The sequence below is a fragment of the Microbacterium sp. SLBN-154 genome, from assembly GCF_006715565.1.
Classification (GTDB): domain Bacteria; phylum Actinomycetota; class Actinomycetes; order Actinomycetales; family Microbacteriaceae; genus Microbacterium.
Genome location: NZ_VFNL01000001.1, coordinates 1,317,028 through 1,336,575 on the forward strand (window position 1 = coordinate 1,317,028; position 19,548 = coordinate 1,336,575).

The following is a 19,548-nucleotide window of genomic DNA, read 5'->3' on the forward strand; positions in this document are numbered from 1 at the left end:
CCGGGGCGGGATGCCCCGGCCGGAACCGATCAGTGGTGCGGGCTCATCCCACCTGAGCGCGGGAGTCGGCCCACGCGGTGTTCAGTTCCTCGAAGTACGACTCCTTGTCGCCGTCAGCGGCGCCACGGGCGATGTCGACGAGCTTCTGGCGGTAGATGTTGCCGTAGAGGTCGATCTGCGCGCCGTCGGCGATGTCGTTGACGAGCGACTCCTCGCCAGCGGGGGCGGGGCTGAGCTCGAGCAGCTCGACGCCCTCCTCCTCGAGTCCGCCGAGGTTCGACGGCAGCGGGTCGGTCGTGAGTGCCGAGACCATGCCCTGCGTCTCAGTGAAGCCGGACTCCTCCAGGAGGAAGTCGATCCAGGCCTTCGCCGCGGCCTTCACGTCGGAGTTGACGTTGATGCCGAGGTTGTAGTCGCCGCCGACCATGGCGTACTGGGTGCCGTCGGACGCGGTGGCGGGAAAGGTCATGTAGCCCACGACATCCGCGGACTCGCCGTTGTCTTCCGCGGCGGCCTGCAGCTGCGAGATCGCCCACGATCCGAGTCCCATCACGCCGATCTTGCCGGTGGCGAAGTCGACCTTCGACTGCTCCCAGTTGGTGGTGAGCGGGTCGTCTTCGGTATACCCGCCGGCGACGGCGTCGAAGATGAGCGAGTCGATGGCGTAGATGTCGGTGCCCTCGGTCCAGGGAGCGTCCTCCGTGGTCATCGCGTTCATCGCGTCGGCATCGCCGCTCGGGGCGCCGATGTTGCTGGTCCACTGGCTGAGCGGCCAGCCGTCCTTGTAGTTCGTGTACATCGGGATCGCGTCGGTGTTCTCCTCGATCGCCTGCAGCGCCGCGAGGAACTCCTCCTCGGTCTTGGGCACCTCGGTGACGCCCGCCTCTTCGAAGACGGCGGTGTTGTAGACCAGGCCGTTGGCGTTGCCGCCGAGTGCGAGACCGTACTGCACGCCGTCGAAGCTCTTCGGGGCCAGGAACCGGTACGTGCCCTCGAGGTCGTCGGTCTGGCCGAGCGGCTCGAAGTAGTCGGCGAACTGGTCGGGCTGCACGCTGTTGGGGATTCCCAGCACGTCGCCGTAGCTCTCCGTCGACAGGCGGGTACGCATCTCACCCTCGTAGTCGGTGATTCCCTCGAAGGTGACCGAGGCGTCGGGGTACATCTCGGTGAACTGCTCGGCGTATGCCTCGAAAGTGCCGTCCTGCACCAGGTCGGTGCGCCAGGTCACGAAGGTCACCTCGCCCTGCACCTCGCCGTCGATGGTGTTATCGGGGTCGTCGGCCCCTGCGCCACCCGCGCAGCCGGCCAATGCCAGTGCGCTCACCACCCCGAGGGAGGCGATCGCAATCGTCTTGCGCCTCATGTGCATCTCCTTTGCAGATTCACCGTTGATCCGTCTGTGCGGCCGCGACCTCGCGGCGTCTCGGTAGACGATATGACCCAATGTCCTACGTTGACAAGACGAGCTGACAAGGTTGTCCGGGCTTGACCAGTGGGCATTTCTCCGGCGAGAATCCCCTTGATCGGGTATTTTCACGAGTCATCCGGTTGAAGAGGAGGTTCGGATGTCCCATTTCATGTCCACGTCAGACATGACTGATTCCCACGACGTCGACGCGGGCGGAAGTCGATGACCTCGCAGCGTGCGACCGTCGAAGACGTGGCCCGGTTGGCGCATGTCAGCGCCAAGACCGTGTCGAGGGTGTTCAGCCAACGCGAGCTCGTCGCCCCCGAGACGGCCGAACGCGTGCTCGCGGCGGCCAAGCGCCTGCGCTTCCGCCCCAACGCCCTCGCCCAGGGGCTCCGCCGCGGCGGCAGAACACGCACTATGGGCCTCATCATCGGCGAGCTCGGCAACCCGTTCTACTACAAGGTCGCCTCGGGCATCGAACGCGTGCTGCGAGAGGAGGGATACGGGCTGGTGCTCGCCACGACCGACGACACCGAGGAGGGCGAGGAGCAGGTCGCCGAGACGCTCCTCGGGCAGCGCATCGACGCACTGCTGCTCATCCCGGTCAGCCGCGACCAGGGGTATCTCGAGGGCGAGCGGCAGCTCGGGACGGCCGTCGTCAGCGTGGACCGGCCGGCGCGCAACCTCATCGCCGACTCGGTGGTGCTCGCCAACCGCGCGGGCGTGGCGGATGCCACATCCCGGCTCATCGCCCACGGCCACCGTCGCATCGCATACGTGTGCAATCCGGCAGCGGTGTACTCGCAGGAGGAGCGGCTCGCCGGACGCCGCGCGGCGCTCGCCGCCGCGGGGATAGACGACGCCGCCCGGTGGGAGCTCTTGGCGGACGATCCCGCTGAGCCGCCCGAGCGGCTGGTGGGCCAGCTCCTCGATGCAGCCGAACCGCCGACGGCGATCATCGCGGGCAACAACCGCATGACGATCGGAGCGCTGCGCGCCCTGCGCGCCCGAGGCGACGACACCACCGCCCTGATCGGGTTCGACGACTTCGACACCGCCGACCTCATGGGGGTGACGGTGATCTCGTACGACCCGGTCGACCTCGGCCGCCAGGCCGCCCGGCTGGCGCTCGAGCGGATCGAGGACCCGACCGGGTTCAGTCGTCAGATCGAACTGCCGACGTGGATCATGGAGCGCGGCACGGGCGAGCGACCGCCACGCGGGGTGGGGTGACGAGCGCCGTCACGTCCACTGATCGTTCGCGGCGGCGTCGTACCGGTCGGGCTCCGGTCCACGCTGGAAGCGCCGGCCCGTGATCGACGTCGGCGACAGACGGACCCAACGGTATTTGAGGGTCGGGATCCAGGGCGTGAGCGGCAGAGCCTCGGCCGCGTCGATCTCGCTCTGCAGTTCGAGGCGGGCCGCTATCCCCTTGAACACCACGCTCGCGGCACCGTCGTCGTCGTACTCATCGACCTCGAATGCGATGCGGGGGTTCGCCGACAGCTCCGCGAGCTTCGACCCGGGCGCCGTGCGGAACAGCACGTGCGGCCCGTCGGTCACGTAGTTGATCGGGAAGATGTCGGGCTCCCCCTGGATCGACACCGCCAGGCGACCCACCTGACCACGTGCGAGCAGGCTCCAGCACTCGTCCTCGCTGAGGCTCCACACGGGGGCTTCGGTGATGTCATCCATCGGTGTGCTCCTTCTCGCCCTCGGTGTCGGGAGGAGTCTCCCGGCCCGCCCCGGCGGGCGCCGGGACATTGGTCCCGCGGCATCCGGGTCGTGGCCCGGCAGGACCTTCGACCCGGGCTGGTTCCGACCATCCCTCGACACTGACCCTGCATCGGACGAACGAGGTCGGGAGAGGGCATGATGGCCGCAGAACAGGGGAGCAGCGTCATCCCGCTGTACGAGATCGGTATGGCGGACCTGCCCCAGGTGGGTGGGAAGAACGCCTCCCTCGGCGAGATGATCTCGCGGCTGGCCTCGAGCGGCGTGCGGGTGCCGGGCGGGTTCGCCACCACGGCGCGGGCCTATCGCGCCTTCCTCGCCGCAGACGGACTCGCAGATCGCATCGCGCGGATGCTGGCGGCGCTCGACGTGTCCGACGTCGCAGCGCTCGCCCGGGCGGGAGCCGAGATCCGCGCGATGATCAACGCCCAGCCCCTTCCGGCCGACCTCGAACGCGACATCCGCGACGCCTTCGCCGCCGTTGTCGACGAGACCGGGGGCACCGACATCACCTGGGCGGTCCGTTCGTCGGCGACCGCCGAAGACCTGCCGGATGCGTCCTTCGCCGGGCAGCAGGAGACCTTCCTGCACATCGCCGGCGTCGAGAACATCCTCGCGGCCATCACGAGGGTGTTCGCCTCGCTCTACAACGACCGCGCGATCGCCTATCGGGTGCACCAGGGGTTCGCGCACTCCGATGTGGCGCTGTCGGCCAGCGTGCAGCGCATGGTGCGCTCCGACATCGGCGCGTCGGGTGTGATCTTCACCGTCGACACCGAGTCGGGGTTCCGCGACAGCGTCCTCGTCACCAGTGCCTATGGGCTGGGGGAGGCGGTGGTGCAGGGCGCGGTCAACCCGGATGAGTTCCTCGTGTACAAGCCCGGGCTCCGGGCCTGCCGGCCCGCGATCCTCCGTCGGCGCCTCGGCGAGAAGACCATCGCCCTTCGGTTCGCCACCGAGAGCACCGTCGGACACAGCACGTCGTTCGAGGACGTTCCCGACAGCGCGCGCTCGCGGTTCAGCATCACCGACGACGATGTCGCCGAACTCGCACGATCCGCGCTGGTGATCGAGGAGCACTACGGCCGGCCGATGGACATCGAGTGGGCCCGCGACGGGCAGGAGGGTCGCCTGTACATCCTGCAGGCGCGTCCCGAGACGGTCGTGTCGCGGGAGGATGCCGTGACCCTCGACCGCTTCGTGCTGCGCGAGCACGGCGACCTTCTCATCTCGGGTCGCGCGATCGGTCGCCGCATCGGCGTCGGGCGGGTGCGGGTGATGTCCTCGGCCGAGCACATGGAGCGGGTGCAGGACGGCGACGTGATCGTGGCCGACATGACCGATCCCGACTGGGAGCCGGTGATGAAGAAGGCCGCCGCGATCATCACCGACCGCGGCGGTCGCACCTGCCACGCAGCGATCGTTGCGCGCGAGCTCGGCATCCCCGCCGTCGTCGGCACGGTCACCGCCACCCGCGAGCTCACCGACGGGACGCTCGTCACGGTCAGCTGCAGCGACGGTGACGAGGGGCACGTGTTCGCCGGACGTGCGGACTTCTCGGAGGAGCACACGCGCATCGATCGGATGCCGCCGATCCCGGTCGAGCTGATGATGAACGTCGGCGCACCCGATCAGGCGTTCGCCTTCGCCGCGCTCCCCAACGCCGGGGTGGGGCTTGCCCGACTGGAGTTCATCATCAACGAACTCATCGGCATTCATCCGCAGGCGCTGCTCGACGTCGCGGCGCTGGATGAACCGCTGCGGGACGAGATCATGCTCCGCACGAGCCCCTACGGCGGACCGCGGGAGTTCTTCGTCCGCCGCCTGGCCGAGGGCGTCTCGACCATCGCGGCCGCGTTCGCACCCAAACCGGTGATCGTCCGCACGAGCGACTTCAAGACCAATGAGTACGCGCATCTGCTCGGAGGCGAGCGATACGAGCCGCAGGAGGAGAACCCGATGCTCGGGTGGCGGGGAGCGTCGCGCTACGTCACCGACCGGTTCGCCGACTGCTTCGCGATGGAATGCGACGCGCTGCGCCACGTCCGTGACGCCATGGGTCTGACGAACGTTAAGATCATGATCCCGTTCGTCCGCACGGTCGATGAGGCCGCGGCCGTGGAGCGGGTGCTCGCCGAGAATGGCCTGCGCCGGGGGGAGAACGGCCTCGAGGTCCTGATGATGTGCGAGATTCCGTCGAACGCCCTGCTCGCCGATCGCTTCCTCGACCACTTCGACGGGTTCTCCATCGGGTCCAACGACATGACTCAGCTCGTCCTCGGCGTCGACCGGGATTCCGATCTCGTCGCGGAGGCTTTCGACGAGCGGAACCCCGCCGTGCTGAGCGTGCTGCAGATGGCGATCGAGGCCTGCAATCGAAGAGGGCGCTACGTCGGCATCTGCGGCCAGGGCCCGTCGGATCATCCTGATCTCGCCGACTGGCTCGTCCGCCACGGCATCGGATCGATCTCTCTCAACCCCGACAGCATCATCGAGACATGGCTGTCGCTGGCGAAGCGTAAGACCTGAGAGGGGCAGACCGCGGTAATCAGAGGTGCATGCTCAGCACGATCCGGTATGAACCGTCCGCCCGCCGATCATCTTCGACGCGGTGCATCCCGATCTTGTGCGCCACGCGCTGCGAGGCGAGGTTGTCCGGGTGGATGATCGCGACGAGTTCCTCTACGCCGGTGCGATTCCGCGCATAGTCGCGGCAGGCCGCAGCGGCCTCGGATGCCATTCCCCGGCCTTGCCACCGCGGGGCGACGTGATACCCCACCTCGAGCTTCCTCGCCCCGTTGACGTCCTGCCACGTCAGCCCGCAGTCTCCGACGAAGTCGCCCTCGTGCGTCTCGATGATCCAGAGCCCGTGACCATGCTCTGCGTAGTTGCGCTGGTTCCAGGCGATCCAGGCGGCGGCCTGCTCGCGCGTCTTCGGTGCGGGGTAGAACCGCATGACGTTCGGATCGCCCAGGAGGCCGGCCATCTCGTCGAGGTCTTCCGGCAGCATCTGCCGGAAGCGAAGCCTCGCCGTGTCTCCGGGAACCACTCCTGCACGATAGCGAACGTCGTCGACCTCGGCCGTCAGCGCCCCGACGGCACCACGGCGACGGGAACGTCGAGGCGGCCGATGAGGTCTTGCCCGACCGATCCGAAGAATCCCCCGGCGAGGAGCCCGCGGCCGTGCGTGCCGAGCACGAGGAGGGAACTGTCGCCCGCGGCCTTGCTCAGGACCGACACGGCATTGTCGTGGATGAGGACCTGATCGACGGCGAGGCCGGAGAAGTCCCGCTGGAGGCGCTCGATGGTCTCGTGCATGAGCTGCTCATGCTGCGCGCGCACGGCGCGCGGCGCAGACGCCGTCGCCGCTGCCGCCGCCGGTGCACCCGTGGGGAGGATCGGACCCGACCAGGCGTGCACGATACGGAGGGTCTCGCCCGCCGCGGCCGCTTCCGCCGCAGCGAAGGTCAGCGCCGCGTCGCTGGACCTATCCGTCGCAAGACCGACCGTGACCGGTCCGCTCGTCTCGGTCCATCCCGAGGGGACGATGCAGGTCGGCACCGTCGCCATCGCGCTCACGCGGAGCGACATCCACCCGTGCAGCGCTTCGCGGATGGAGTGACCGTTGTCGACGCCGATCACCAGGATGTCCGCGTCCTCTGCCGCATCCGTCAGGGCGCGCGGCATGAGGCCGTCGATCCGCGTCGCCTCGACCGGGAGGGCGGGGTTGGCCGTGCGGAGTCGCTGCTCGGCACGGGCGAGATCCTCCTCCGCCCTGGGCTGATCCTGCAGGAACGGGTTGGTGATGAGGACGACCTCCACGCGCGCCTGACGGCGCAGCGCGCGATCGGTGACCCAGTCGAGCGCAGCGTCTGCGCCATCGCTGGCGTCGTAGCCCAGCAGAATGCGTTCCATGGCCACCGTCCGTCCTCGTGGCCTCGACGATAGGGAAAGCGGCGACGGACTGGTGGGGACCTAGGTCCCACGCGGGAGGGTGCCGCCTGTCGTGGACGCGACGGCGGGAGTCGAACCCGCAACGCTGCCGGATATGAGCCGGAGCCCGGGACCGCCCGGATCGCCGCGATGCCCTCGACGTTACGTGAGGGCGGCGACAGCGGCGAGGAATGTGAAGGAGAGTGTCAGGGTGTGACGGCGTGTGTCGTCGGGCGATCTTCGACGCCCTGCGGAATCCCGCCCGTCAACGCCGACAGCCGCGCGACGCCGACCGGCTCGTCGGGCAGCAGCGGGACGATCGCGATGCGATCCGCCCGTTCCCGGATGCGGGCGATCTGGGCGACCTCGTTGCGGGCTCGCGTCCGCAGGAACGGCGAGTGGGGGTGCGTCGCGGCGATCGAGTTGTTCGCCACCCACGCCCAGGGGTGAATGCCGGCACGTTCCAGGTCGTCCTGCAGCCCCGTCGCTTCCAGCACGGGTGTCGTCTCGGCGAGCGTCACGAGAAGGATCTTCGTCTGTGCGGGGTTCTGCAGTCGCATCAGGGGCGTCGAATAGGCCATGTTCACGGCTCCCATCTGGCGGGCGATCTCGCGATGGTACGAGCCGGCTGTGTCGAGGAGCAGCAGGGTGTGTCCGGTCGGTGCGGTGTCCATCACGACGAACTTCCGTCGGGAGTCGTGAATCGCCCGAGAGAACTGGTGGAAGACCGCGACCTCCGCGGTGCACGGCGACATCAGATCCTCGGCCAACGCCGCGCGTCCCGACTCGTCCAACTCCTTCCCCTTCGTCGCCATGACGTGCGCACGGTACTGCTCGAGTGCGATGTCGGGGTCGATCCGTGTCACGGTGAGGCCGTCGACCGCCGCGCCGAGCGTTTCGTCGAGGTGGGCGGCAGGATCGGTGGTGGTCAGGAGCACCTCGTGACCGCGGTGGGCCAGGGCGAGGGCCACGGCAACGGCGACGGTCGTCTTGCCGACACCGCCCTTGCCCATGCACATCACCAGACCAGGCCCGTCGCGCTCGATCTCATCCACGAGGGCGACCAGGGGCGCGTCCGGCAGAACGGCGGTCTCGGCGGCATCCCTCACCGCCTCATCCGCGAGTTCGGGGTCGAAGAACGTGCGGACCGCTTCAAGGCCGACCACGTCGCGTGCCTTGAGCTCCAGAACATCGCGCGGCAGATCGGCGATCGCCGCCGGAACGGCCGACAGCGCGGCAGCTTCCCGACGACGCAGCGCCACTGCGATCGGCTCGTCGCCGGCTCTTTCGGGGAGGACGCCGTTGATCACGACGAACGCATTCGTCATGCCGATCGCGGTCACCTCGGCGAACGTGCGGCCGATCTCCTTCAGCGCGGACGGTTGCGGGCGGGCGACCAGGATCAGCCGGGTGCGGTCGGGATCGGTGAGCGCCGAGACCGCCGCTGCGTACGTTGCGCGATGCTTCTCCAGCCCGGCGAGGGGACCGAGGCACGACGCGTCTCCGCCGGTCGACAGGAACCGCGTCCACGATCCGGGCAACTGGAGGAGGCGGATGGTGTGCCCGGTGGGAGCGGTGTCGAAGAGGATGTGGTCGTATCGCCCGTATGCGGTGTCATCCGTCAGAAGCTGCGTGAACTCATCGAAGGATGCGACCTCGGTGGTGCACGAACCCGAGAGCCCCTCGATGACCCCGGCGATCTCCGGTTCGGGCAGCAGCCCTCGGAGGGGCCCGATGATGCGCTCCCGATAGGCGTCGGCCGCTTGCGCGGGATCGATCTCCAGCGCATCGAGGCCCGGAACCGACGGGATCTCCGTGACGGCGTTGCCGATCGCGATGCCGAACACCTGGCCGAGGTTGGACGCGGGATCGGTGCTCACGAGCAGGACGCGCTGCCCCAGGGTCGCGAGGTGCACGGCCGTGGCGCACGCGACCGATGTCTTGCCGACGCCGCCCTTGCCGGTGAAGAACAAGAACCGTGGTGCGTTCGCGAGGAATCTCATGACACCGCTCATCTTCCTCCGCCTCCCTCGACGATGCGGGCCGGAGGTCCTTCGAGCCGAAGCCTCGTCATGGTGCGCGCTCAACGACCGGGAGCGCGAGCGGGCGGCGCAGGAGCGTCGAGGGCGCGCAGCATCCGCTCGAGCACCTCACGCAGTTCGGCGCGCGACGGCTCGGCAAGGTCGGTCGTGTAGTCGACCCCGGCCGGGATCCACGACAGGCCATACATGGTCTCGCGGAAGTCGGCGCCACCGACGGGCCACCGCGTGTGCGCAGCATCCTCTTCGGTCGCACCCTGCCCCCAGATGCCGAAGTGCTCCTTCATGACGTCGATGGGCAGGTCGATGACCGCATCGGCCTCGACGGGCTGACGCGTCCACGAGCGGGCGACGAGGATGAAGTCCTCGACCTCGTCGGGGGTCAGCGGCCGCGGCTCGAAGAGTACCCGGGTGTGCTCGACGCGGGCGAGCCGATCGACGCGGAAGGTGCGCCAGTCGTCGCGCTCGAGGTCCCAGCACAGCAGATACCAGTGCCGGTCGGCGGGGGCGAGCGCGTGCGGCTCGACGCGGCGGCGCGTCTCGGCGCCGGTCATCGAGGTGTAGTCGAACCGCACCCGCTCGTGGTCGCGGATCGCCAGCGCCAGCTCGCCGAGCACCTCGCTCGACACCGCCGCGCCCGACTGGATCCCCGCCGGCTGCACCGCGTCGGCCAGCGCCGTGACCCGGCGCCGGAGCGGCGCGGGCAGCACCTGCTCGAGCTTCGCCAGCGCTGTGAGGGTCGTCTCGGGTCCGCTCACCAGCCGCTGGGATGCCGCGACGCGCAGTCCGATCGCCATCGCGACCGCCTCCTCGTCGGTGAGGAGGAGCGGCGGCACGGCGCTGCCGGCCTCGAGGCGGTAGCCGCCGGTGATGCCCGGCGTCGACTCGATGCGGTAGCCGAGATCGCGGAGGCGCTCAACGTCTCGTCGCACCGTGCGCTCGGTCACGCCGAGCCGCGCGGCGAGTTCGGTGCCGGGCCAGTGCCGATGCGTCTGCAGCAAATTCAGCAGAGCGAGCGCGCGGGTCGTGGTGTCGGACATGCATCGATTCTGCCCGTCATCGCGGACAGGATCTGTCCGGGTGCGCTCCTACCTTCGACCCATGGCGAACCAACCGATCATCGAAGCGCAGGGGCTCACCAAGCGCTTCACCGTCAAGAAGAAGACCGTGGCGGCGGTCACCGACCTGACGTTCGAGGTGCAGCGCGGCGAGCTCGTCGCGTTCCTCGGACCCAACGGCGCGGGCAAGTCCACCAGCCTGCGCATGCTCACCACTCTCCTGCCACCCACGTCCGGCAACGCGCGGGTGGTCGGCCACGACATCCTCCGTGATCCGGCCGGCGTCCGCGCTCGCATCGGCTATGTCGGTCAGTTGACGAGCGGGAGCTTCGCGCAACGCGCGCGGGACGAGCTGCTCAGCCAGGGCGCGTTCTACGGGATGGGCCGCGCCGCGGCATCCGCCCGGGCCGACGAACTCATCGAGTCGCTCGATCTGTCGGGATTCGCGACCCGCACCGTGCAGCAGCTCAGCGGCGGGCAGAAACGGCGGCTCGACATCGCGCTCGGGCTCATGCACGCCCCGCCGCTGATCTTCCTCGACGAACCCTCCACGGGTCTCGACCCGCAGAGCCGGGCGAACCTGTGGGCGCACATCCTCGACCTGCGCGAGCGATTCGGCACGACGATCTTCCTCACCACGCACTACCTCGAAGAGGCCGACCGTTATGCCGAACGCGTCATGGTGATGGACAGGGGGCGCGTCATCGCCGATGACACCGCCGCGCGGCTGAAGGCCGAACTCGCCGGCGATGTGCTGACCCTGGGGTTCAGAACCGCGGATGCCGCGGAGCGCGCGCTTCCGGTCGTGGCGGCGCTGAGCGGGAGGGACGTGCGGCGCGTCGAGGGGAGCGATGCCGCTGATCTGGCTGTGACGGCGCCGGACGGCGACCTGCTGCTGCCCCGCGCGGTGCGCGAGCTCGACGCCGCGGGTATCGAGGTGGTTCGTGCGACGGGGGTCCCGCCGACGCTCGACGACGTGTTCCTGAGTCTGACCGGCCGGACCCTGCGCGACGCCGACCAGCCGGTCGACGAGACCGAGGAGGCGGCCGGGTCCGCCGCCGATGAACACCAGGCCGCCGAGGCCGCAACCGAAGGAGTGGTGCGATGAGCACGCAGACACGTCAGCCCGTGGCATCCGATCGTCCCGACACCGTGGTGCGACCGAACGTCGCCCGCGACACCTGGAACGTGCTGAGCCGGGAGCTGCGACCCACGCTCCGCGACCCGTTCACCGTGATCTTCAGCCTGGTGCAGCCGCTGGTGTTCCTCGGGCTCTTCGCGCCGCTGCTCGTCGGGCAGTCCGGTGAGCCGGTGAGCGAGACGCTCCGCTGGTTCGTGCCCGGGGTGCTGGTGATGATCGTGCTGTTCGGCACCGGGGCGACCGGGTCGAACCTGCAGTACGAGATGATGACCGGCTCGCACGAGCGGACGCTGGTCGCGCCGATCTCGCGGGCGTCGCTGCTGGTCGGGCGGGCGCTGAAGGAGACCGTGCCGATCGTGGTGCAGGCGATCATCATCGTGCTGATCGCTCTGCCCTTCGGGTTCCCGGTCGATGTGGCCGGGATGGTGATCGGGATCGTGCTGCTCGCGGTGTTCGGCGTGGGGCTCGGGTCGCTGTCGTACACGCTCGCGATCAAGACGAAGGACCGCGAATGGCTGTTCTGGGGAGTGCAGCAGACGCTGATCTTCCCGCTGCTGATCCTGTCGGGCGTGCTGCTGCCGCTCGACGACGGTCCGGCGTGGATGCGCGCGGTCGCAACGGTGAATCCGATCAACTGGGTCGTGCAGGCCGAGCGGGCGCTGTTCGCGGGTGACCTGGCGGCGCCGGTGGTGCTGTGGGGCTGGGTCGCGGCGCTGCTGCTGGCTGCGGTGGGGCTCGCCGTCGGGGTGCGGGCGATGCGCAAGAGCGACTGAGGGGGTCGGGGTGGGCCTAACTCCTGCACTATCGGCACGGAGGTGCCTCACAGCGGCTGTTCGCGCTCTCCGGTGTCGATTCTGCAGGAGTTAGGGCACTTCAGGTGCCGCCCTGGCCTTCCCCCGTCACCTTCTGCCGTCCATCGCGACGTTTCGCGGCGGAAGTTGACGGGGGAACGGGTCGAGGCGGGCGTCAGTGCCGGGCGAGCTGGCCCGCAGCGGCAGCTGACGTGTCACTCGTCGCCGTGCCGCGTGGCCAGGTCCAGGCCGTACGGAGGATGAACGCCAGGATTAGCAGCTCGACGCCGATCGAGATGGCGTAGAACACCGCCCACTCCCACGTCGAGCCGGCCGCGTTGAAGATCGAGTACGGGATGAGGAGCGCCGCGACGACGAGGTTGAGCGTTCGATTGACCCGCGCCGGCAGCGTCGTCGAGAGCACCACCATCACGGCGGGCAGCGAGACGGTCACCAGGAAGATCGTCAGCAGCGTCGCGCTGATGTCGAAGCGCCACACCAGTCCGTCGAGGATGCCGTCGACGACGCCCGGCTTGTAGAAATTCAGGACGTCGACGTAGACGTACAGGAACATGAAGCTCGTCCAGGCGGCGGCGAGTTTGGCGCGCACGGACATCGGGGCGCTGTCGAGCGGCGGCTTGGGTGAGATCGAGGTGGTCATGGCGTCTTCTCTCTCTGCGAGGGCGGGCCGGCTGGCCCACGGATGCGGGACGCCGGCTTCTCGTACACCGTACGTCGTACGCTGTACTATGACCCGTACGCTGTACGGTTGTCAAGACGGGCGAAGGGAGAACGGTGTCAGTCGATGAGGGAGGTGCTGCGGCGCCCGCGGGTCTGAGCAGGCGTCGGGTGGTTCTCGAGGCGATCCGGCTGGCCGACGCGGAGGGTGTCCATGGGCTGAGCATGCGACGGCTCGCGACCGTGCTGAATGCGGGGGCGATGACCCTCTACCACTACATCGCGAACAAGGAGGAGCTGCTCGACGCGATGGTCGACGTCGTGTTCGAGGAGATCGCGTTGCCGCGCGAAGACGCCGAATGGCGGGAGGCGATCCGCGATCGCGCGCTGTCGGCTCGGCGGGTCCTGGCCCGCCATCGATGGGCGATCGGGTTGCTCGACACGCGCACTGCGCCGGGCCCGGCGAACCTCCGCCATCACGAAGCCGTGACCGCGTGCCTGCGGAAGGCCGGTTTCTCGGTCTCGATGGCCACGCACGCCAACTGGGTGCTCGACAGCTACCTGTACGGCTACGCGCTGCAGGCGGGTGGACTGTCGCTGGACACCCCGGATGACTTCGCCGAGGCGATCGACGACGTCTACCTGCCGCAGCTGCCGGCAGAGCAGTTCCCGTACCTCAGCGAATCCGCCGCGACGCTGGCCGCCGCGGGGTACGACCCGTCGGAGGAGTTCCTGTTCGGCCTCGACCTGATCCTCGATGGGCTGGAGGCGCGGCGCGGTCAGACGGGGCGCGGGCGATAGCGCAGCAAAACCACGCCGTTGCCGAAGCGGCGCTCGCCGAGCAGCTCGAGATCGAGTCGGATGCCGGCGGGCAGGCCCGGCTTCCCGCCGCCGACCGAGACCGGCGCGACGTAGAGCTGCACCTCGTCGACGAGGCCCGCGCGCAGCGCCTGGCCCGCGAGGTCGGCTCCGCCGATGAGGAGGTCGCGGTCAGCGGCATCCTTCATCTCGCGCACCACCACCGGATCGAAGGCGCGCTCGATGCGGGTGCGTGCCGTCGGCGTCTCGATCTGGGTCGATGAGTACACGATCTTGTCGGTGTCGGCGAACGCCGCCGCGAATGCGGCGAGCGCGGGCGACTGCGCGGCGAAGGACGGGTCGATCTCCCAGACCGCCATCTTCTCGTAGAGGCGCCGGCCGTAGACGAGCGTGCCGATCGACTGCATCAGCTCCGTGTGCGCGGCGAAGACGTCTTCGCCGGGCGGGAGGAAGTCGAAGCTCCCTCGTGGATCTTCGATGAAGCCGTCGAGGGAGACGTTCGTCGTGTAGATGAGCCTGCCCACCACCGCCTCCTCGCGTCGTCGTCCACGCTACTCTCGGGCACCCTCCCGCGAACCACGGAGGGGAGCGGGGCGGCGCGGGTCAGTGCGCCGCCAGCCACTCCCGCGCCGCGTCGACGTCGCTCTGGGCGAGGCCGTGGCCGCCGGGGCGGACGTGCCGCTCGACTCCCGCGCCGTGCGCCTGAGCCACCTTGACCAGACGGTCGACGCTCGCCGAGGGTGCCATCGGATCAGCGGCACCGTTGAGCAGTACGAGGTCGACTGCCGAGACGTTTCCCATCGGGTCGCGGTCGGCGAAGGGGTACATCCCGCTGAACGCCACGACCCGATCGAGGGCCTCGGGATGCAGCAGCGCTGTCGCCAACGCGATGTTCGCGCCGTTCGAGAATCCGGCCGCGATGATCGGCATGTCGCCGAGCCCGTACCGCTCCCGTGCAGCGGCGAGGAACCCGGCGAGCTCACTCGCCCGCGCGATCACGTCGTCGACGTCGAACACCCCCTCGCCCATGCGACGGAACCACCGCGTCATCCCCTGCTCGCTCACCCGTCCGCGGGGCGACAGCACGCCCGCCCCCGGCCACAGGTGCGACACCAGCGCGGTGATCTCGCGCTCGTTGCCGCCGGTGCCGTGGAGGGTCAGCAGCACCGGGGCGTCGGAGTCACCCGGCTCGAACAGGTGCGGCCACGCGTCGAGGTCGATCGCGGCCCCGCTCACGCGGCGACCTCGGGGTTGTTCTCGGTCGGCAGCGACACCGGCTGCACCCGCGCCTCGATCGCCTCGCGGGAGGGCTCGAGCCACGGCGGCAGCTTCAGCGAGCGGCCGAGTTCGAGCAGGGGCTCGTCGATGTCGAAGCCGGGGGTGTCGGTCGCGATCTCGAAGAGCACCCCACCCGGCTCGCGGAAATAGATGCTCGTGAAGTACTGCCGGTCGAGGATCTCGGTCACCTGGTGTCCGCGTGAGACGAGGTCGTTGCGCCACGCCTGCTGCGTCTCATGGTCGGGCACCCGGAACGCGATGTGGTGCACTGTGCCGCCGGCGGTCAGGCCCTCGGGCGCGAGACCGGATGCGTGCACGTCGACGAGGGCACCGGGGCCACCGGGGCCGGCGGCGAGGCGCGTGCGCCCGCCCTCCTGCTCGACGATGCGCATGCCGAGGTCGTTCACCATGAGCCCGACGGTGCCTTCTGCGTCGCGGACGGTCAGGACGCTGGAGTGCTGCCCGCGGATCGCGTACTCCGCCGGCACGCTCTTGGAGTCCCACGGGTCGCGGGGGTCGTCCTCGTTCGTGGCGACGAGCTCGATCTGCAGCCCGTCGGGGTCGCGAACGAGCAGGCGCTCCTCGCTCGAGCTCGTCGAGGTGATCTTCGCCTCCGACCCGACCGACGCGAAGTGGTCGACCCACCAGCCGAGCGACCCGGCGGGAACCGAGAACGCCGTCGAGGTGGACTGCCCCGCCCCGATGCGGCCGGGTGCGATGCCGCGCCACGGGAAGAAAGTCATGAGGCTGCCGGGGCGGCCCGCCTCGTCTCCGTAGTAGAGGTGGTACGTGCCGGGGGCGTCGAAGTTGACGGTCTTCTTGACCAGTCGAAGCCCGAGTCCGGTGATGTAGAAGTCGATGTTCTTCTGCGGGTCTCCCGCGAGCGCGGTGACGTGGTGGAGCCCCTGTGTGGCGGCGGTCATGATCTCTCCTGAAGTCCGATGCCGGATGATGTCTATGCAAACGCATGAATCATCTGTTTCATTCCAGGATGCCGCAGAGCGGCCGATCACGACAGGTCGGGCGTGGGCCGCGGCATCCGTTAGCGTTATCGGATGGCGACGGTGACACGGCGGGGCATCCTCGCCGGCGTCGCGGCCGCCGTGGCCGGGGTGCTGGCCGTCGGCTTGGTGACCGCGGTCGTCCTCACCACTCTCCAGGTGCTTCCCGCCGGAGAGAGCCCGGTGGTCGATGACACCACGATCGGGGTTCAGCTGACGGGTGCGGCCGCTGCCGACACCGGACGAGACGCCTTCATGGCGTGGCTGGCCCGCGGCATCCTCCTTCTCGCCCTCATCTGGGGTGTGATCGGCATGTTCGCCGCACGCACGCGGCTGGTGCGTCGGCCGGGGGCCGCGGCCGCGCGCGCGAGCTGGCTGGGCTCGACCCGGCCCTGGCGGGCCCGGGAGTCGACGCTCGGCCTGCTGCAGCTGGACAAGTGGCTGCTCATCCTCGTTCCAGGAGCCCTGCTCCTTGGCACGCGGGCGGTGCAGACCTCGTTCCTCTCGTGGGTGCACCTTGTGATCGTGATGAGCGGATGGTGCGTGACCGTCCTCGTGCTGCGCGCGCTCGTAGGTGCGCGCTCGCCGTGGCCGGTGCTGGCCGCCGCCGGGGGTGCGGTGGTGCTGCGCTGCGTGTGGACACTGATCCCGGTCGCGATCGGGGGCCCGGCGGCGGCGTGGTCGGCCCTGTGGACCGAGCCGGTGCTGCGCTGGATCTATGCGCTCATCGCGGCGGTGCTGCTCGTCTGGGTGTTCGTCGCGGCGGCATGGGCGCTCGTGATGCAGGTGGGTCCCAGGGCGGCCACCGGGTTCGTGCTCGCGGCGATCGGTGCGGGGCTCGCGCTTCCGGCGCTGGTCATCGGGATCATCGGCGGGCAGACCGTCGCGGAGGCGTGGGCGACCTCGCTCGCGCCGCTCGGCGGACTGGCGGCTGCGCCGTACGTGTGGCTGGAGTTCCCCGTCGCCGCGGCCTGGTGGGCGGCGACGGCCGGCGGCGTGCTGTGCGTCGTCGGTGCCGCGCTGGCGTTCCCGGCACGGGGCACACGTGCCGGCACGCTTCCTGAGTGAGATTCTCGGAAAACGTACATCCGGTGTTCCTCGGGTTTGTCGGGGCGGCACCCTAGGCTGAGCCGCGTGACCTGCCTGACCGTGATGATGCCAACCCGTGACCATGCCTGACGCCCCCGCGCCCGACCCCTCTGCTGCGGCCGTGGGCGGCGACGGGATCGCCTCGGGCGGGGTCGTCTCGGACGGGATCGTCTCGGAGGGGATCGTCGCCACGCACGTTCGCCGGTCGTTCGGTGATGTCCACGCCGTGCGCGATGTGAGTCTGCACGCCCTCCCCGGCAAGGTCACCGGGCTCGTCGGGCCCAATGGGTCGGGCAAGACCACGCTGCTGCTGATGCTGTCGTCGCTTCTGGCTCCCGATGCGGGCGAGATCCGGGTCGCCGGCATCGACCCCGTCGCCGAGCCGCAGCGGGCGCGCGCCGTCATCGGCTGGATGCCCGACGCGCTCGGGGCGTGGGGTTCTCTCACGGTGCGCGAGACCCTCGTCACGACCGGGCGCCTGTACGACCTGCCGCGCGATGAGGCCGTGCAACGTGCCGAGGCGCTCATCGACTTGCTCGATCTGCGGGCGCTCGCCGGGTCGCCCGCGCGTGTGCTCTCGCGCGGACAGAAGCAACGCCTCGGACTCGCCCGCGCGCTGGTGCACAACCCGCGGGTGCTGTTGCTCGACGAGCCGGCCTCGGGCCTCGACCCCGAGTCGCGCGTGCACCTGCGGGTGCTGCTGCGCCGACTCGCCGACGACGGGCGCACGGTTCTGATCTCGAGCCACATCCTCTCCGAGCTCGAGGAGCTCGTCGACGACGCGGCGTTCCTCATCGCCGGTGAGTCGGTCTCAGCCGACCGGGTCGCGGCGTCGGCGCAGCGTCAGCGGTACTGGCGCGTGCGAGTCGCCGACGGCGATGTGCTCGCCGCGCAGGGCGCGATCGCGGCGGCGCTGGGACGGACGGATGTCACGGGCGACCGCGCCGGCGCGCTCGTCGCCTTCGCGAGCGACGCCGATGCCGCCGTGGGGCTCGCGGCGATCGTCGGTGCGGGGATCGCCGTGGCGGAGTTCGCTCCGTCGACCGGCCGGCTCGAGCAGACCCTGCTCGACCTGCGCGAGGGTGCGGCGGCGACGGGCGATACCTCGACCACGGGGGAGGGCGACCGATGAACGCTCAGCGCATCGCCACCATCATCCGTCTGGAACTGACCCAGCGTGTGCGCAGCGTCGCCTGGTACGTGCTGCTCGGGATCTTCGGCCTGCTGCTGCTCGGCGTGACCGCGCTGACCTTCATCTCGGTGCCGCGCGACGCGTTCCAGGAGGCGGGGAGCACGGCGTACTCGATCATCGTGTTCTTCGTGCTGCTGCTGGTGGTGCTCGTCTCGCCCACCCTCAGCGGCAACGCCATCAACGGCGACCGCGATGCGGCGACGCTGGCGCCCGTGCAGGTGACGCTCGCGACGACGACCGACATCATCGTCGGCAAATTCCTGGCGGCGTGGATCACGGGACTCGCTTTCCTCGTCGTCGCGGCGCCGTTCCTCATCTTCGCCGCGGTGTTCGGCGAGGTCCGGCCCGACGTGCTGCTGGTGTCGCTGGTGATCCTCATCATCGAGGTGGCTATCGTCGCGGGCCTGGGGGTCGCGCTCAGCGGCATCCTCGCTCGTCCTCTCTTCTCGGTGGCGGTGACCTATCTGACCGTGGCCGCGCTCGTCGTGGGGACGCCCATCGCGTTCGGGCTCGTGGGCACGGCCTTCCCGACCGAGATCGAGTCGCGGCAGCGGTACCTGCAGCCGGTGTTCCAGGAGCCGATGCAGGTGCCCGAGGAGTGCATGACGGCCGAGCCCGGGGCGACCTCGCCGTCGCCGGAGTGCGTCGACCTCGGATTCGGGCCCGGGGTGGAGGAGCCCGACTACGTGTGCGGCGAGTGGATGACCTCGACCTACACCGTGCCGCGGTTCGACCGCGTGTGGTGGCTGCTGTCGGCGAACCCGTTCGTGATCCTCGCCGATGCGACGCCGACGGTGTGGCGCGACGGATACCCGGTCGATGCGTTCGGGACGCTCAAGGTCGGGGTGCGCACCGCGCAGATCGCGCCCGAGACGCAGCAGGTCTACGACGAGTGCGAGAACGCCACCCTGGAACCCGGCGAGGCGTACCCGACGGCCGAGGAGCAGGTCGCGGGCACCGTGCCGAGCTGGTTCGTGGGGCTCGGTGTGCAGCTGGCGCTCCTGGCGCTGCTGATGTGGCGTGCCGCGGTGCGGACGCACACGCCGTCGCGGCGGCTTCCCCCGGGCACCCGCATCGCCTAGCGCCCCGCCCCGCCCCGCCCCGCCGCCCCGCCCCGCCCCGCCCCGCGCGAGGGTGCACTCGTTCCGCGCGAGGGTGCACTCGTTCCCCGCGGCGGTGCACTCGCTCCGCGCGGGGGTGCACTCGTTCCCCGCGGGGGTGCACTCGTTCCCCGCGGGGGTGCACTCGTTCCCCGTGAGGGTGCGTTCACTCCCCGTGAGGGTGCGTTCACTCCCCGTGAGGGTGCACTTGTTCATGGCCCTCGAAAGGAGCACCCTCAGGCAGGAGGAGTGCACCCTCGCGGGAGGGGAGTGCACCCTCGCGC

At 69.7% G+C, this 19,548-nt stretch carries 18 protein-coding genes and 1 tRNA gene; 8 read left to right on the forward strand and 11 right to left on the reverse strand.

Going from position 1 to position 19,548, the window contains the following annotated elements; genetic code table 11:
• Positions 1-43: 43 nt before the first annotated feature.
• The gene (locus FBY40_RS06535) at positions 44-1,363 is read right to left on the reverse strand and encodes an ABC transporter substrate-binding protein (protein WP_141937377.1); all 1,320 of its coding nucleotides are present in this window, start codon (positions 1,361-1,363) and stop codon (positions 44-46) included.
• Between the two features lie 267 nt (positions 1,364-1,630).
• Between FBY40_RS06535 and FBY40_RS06540 the strand changes: the two genes are divergently transcribed.
• Positions 1,631-2,644, forward strand: coding sequence for a LacI family DNA-binding transcriptional regulator (locus FBY40_RS06540; protein WP_141937378.1), 1,014 nt, complete (start codon positions 1,631-1,633; stop codon positions 2,642-2,644).
• Between the two features lie 9 nt (positions 2,645-2,653).
• On the opposite strand, the gene FBY40_RS06545 is transcribed toward FBY40_RS06540, so the two are convergent.
• A complete protein-coding gene (locus FBY40_RS06545) occupies positions 2,654-3,106 on the reverse strand; it encodes a pyridoxamine 5'-phosphate oxidase family protein (RefSeq protein WP_141937379.1) in 453 nt (150 codons plus the stop codon).
• 177 nt (positions 3,107-3,283) lie between these two features.
• Here FBY40_RS06545 and ppsA point away from each other — a divergent pair, with 177 nt between their 5' ends.
• On the forward strand, positions 3,284-5,674 hold the full coding sequence (ppsA, locus tag FBY40_RS06550) for a phosphoenolpyruvate synthase (protein WP_200829941.1): 2,391 nt from the start codon (positions 3,284-3,286) through the stop codon (positions 5,672-5,674).
• Between the two features lie 19 nt (positions 5,675-5,693).
• Here ppsA and FBY40_RS06555 read toward each other — a convergent pair whose 3' ends face one another.
• The 5 genes from FBY40_RS06555 to FBY40_RS06570 all read right to left on the reverse strand — a co-directional run bounded on the left by FBY40_RS06555 (position 5,694) and on the right by FBY40_RS06570 (position 10,157).
• Entirely contained in the window at positions 5,694-6,194 is a 501-nt protein-coding gene (locus FBY40_RS06555) for a GNAT family N-acetyltransferase (RefSeq protein ID WP_141937383.1), read from the reverse strand.
• A gap of 35 nt (positions 6,195-6,229) precedes the next feature.
• Complete coding sequence (locus tag FBY40_RS06560) at positions 6,230-7,060, reverse strand: universal stress protein (RefSeq protein ID WP_235015057.1); 831 nt, start codon at positions 7,058-7,060, stop codon at positions 6,230-6,232.
• Positions 7,061-7,152: 92 nt separating this feature from the next.
• A tRNA-Met gene (locus FBY40_RS17300) sits at positions 7,153-7,228 on the reverse strand.
• Positions 7,229-7,284: 56 nt separating this feature from the next.
• Positions 7,285-9,081: an arsenical pump-driving ATPase gene (gene arsA, locus FBY40_RS06565; protein ID WP_141937386.1), complete on the reverse strand. Its 1,797-nt coding sequence runs from the start codon at positions 9,079-9,081 to the stop codon at positions 7,285-7,287.
• Positions 9,082-9,161: 80 nt separating this feature from the next.
• Complete coding sequence (locus FBY40_RS06570; protein ID WP_141937387.1) at positions 9,162-10,157, reverse strand: helix-turn-helix transcriptional regulator; 996 nt, start codon at positions 10,155-10,157, stop codon at positions 9,162-9,164.
• A 61-nt stretch (positions 10,158-10,218) separates the two neighbouring features.
• On the opposite strand from FBY40_RS06570, the gene FBY40_RS06575 reads away from it, so the two are divergent.
• Positions 10,219-11,283, forward strand: coding sequence for an ATP-binding cassette domain-containing protein (locus FBY40_RS06575; protein WP_141937388.1), 1,065 nt, complete (start codon positions 10,219-10,221; stop codon positions 11,281-11,283).
• Complete coding sequence (locus FBY40_RS06580; protein ID WP_141937390.1) at positions 11,280-12,089, forward strand: ABC transporter permease; 810 nt, start codon at positions 11,280-11,282, stop codon at positions 12,087-12,089. The genes FBY40_RS06575 and FBY40_RS06580 overlap by 4 nt, the downstream gene beginning before the upstream one ends.
• Positions 12,090-12,282: 193 nt before the next feature.
• Here FBY40_RS06580 and FBY40_RS06585 read toward each other — a convergent pair whose 3' ends face one another.
• Positions 12,283-12,768 (reverse strand): DUF6326 family protein, encoded by a 486-nt coding sequence (locus FBY40_RS06585; protein ID WP_141937391.1) that lies wholly within the window; start codon positions 12,766-12,768, stop codon positions 12,283-12,285.
• Between the two features lie 134 nt (positions 12,769-12,902).
• Here FBY40_RS06585 and FBY40_RS06590 point away from each other — a divergent pair, with 134 nt between their 5' ends.
• A complete protein-coding gene (locus FBY40_RS06590) occupies positions 12,903-13,586 on the forward strand; it encodes a TetR/AcrR family transcriptional regulator (RefSeq protein WP_235014641.1) in 684 nt (227 codons plus the stop codon).
• Here the strand turns inward: FBY40_RS06590 and FBY40_RS06595 are convergent.
• The 3 genes from FBY40_RS06595 to FBY40_RS06605 form a co-directional block, all read right to left on the reverse strand.
• Positions 13,565-14,128, reverse strand: coding sequence for a dihydrofolate reductase family protein (locus FBY40_RS06595; RefSeq protein WP_141937393.1), 564 nt, complete (start codon positions 14,126-14,128; stop codon positions 13,565-13,567). The two genes, FBY40_RS06590 and FBY40_RS06595, sit on opposite strands and share 22 nt — an antisense overlap.
• Before the next feature lie 79 nt (positions 14,129-14,207).
• Positions 14,208-14,840 carry an alpha/beta hydrolase gene (locus FBY40_RS06600; protein WP_235014643.1) on the reverse strand — a complete coding sequence of 211 codons (633 nt, stop codon included), beginning with the start codon at positions 14,838-14,840 and terminating at the stop codon, positions 14,208-14,210.
• The gene (locus FBY40_RS06605) at positions 14,837-15,805 is read right to left on the reverse strand and encodes a ring-cleaving dioxygenase (protein ID WP_141937394.1); all 969 of its coding nucleotides are present in this window, start codon (positions 15,803-15,805) and stop codon (positions 14,837-14,839) included. The genes FBY40_RS06600 and FBY40_RS06605 overlap by 4 nt, the downstream gene beginning before the upstream one ends.
• Positions 15,806-15,937: 132 nt before the next feature.
• On the opposite strand from FBY40_RS06605, the gene FBY40_RS06610 reads away from it, so the two are divergent.
• The 3 genes from FBY40_RS06610 (at position 15,938) to FBY40_RS06620 (ending at position 19,246) form a co-directional block, all read left to right on the forward strand.
• Positions 15,938-16,951: a hypothetical protein gene (locus FBY40_RS06610; RefSeq protein WP_141937396.1), complete on the forward strand. Its 1,014-nt coding sequence runs from the start codon at positions 15,938-15,940 to the stop codon at positions 16,949-16,951.
• Positions 16,952-17,138: 187 nt separating this feature from the next.
• The gene (locus FBY40_RS06615) at positions 17,139-18,104 is read left to right on the forward strand and encodes an ABC transporter ATP-binding protein (RefSeq protein WP_141940060.1); all 966 of its coding nucleotides are present in this window, start codon (positions 17,139-17,141) and stop codon (positions 18,102-18,104) included.
• A complete protein-coding gene (locus tag FBY40_RS06620) occupies positions 18,101-19,246 on the forward strand; it encodes an ABC transporter permease (protein WP_141937397.1) in 1,146 nt (381 codons plus the stop codon). The genes FBY40_RS06615 and FBY40_RS06620 overlap by 4 nt, the downstream gene beginning before the upstream one ends.
• Positions 19,247-19,548 lie beyond the last annotated feature (302 nt).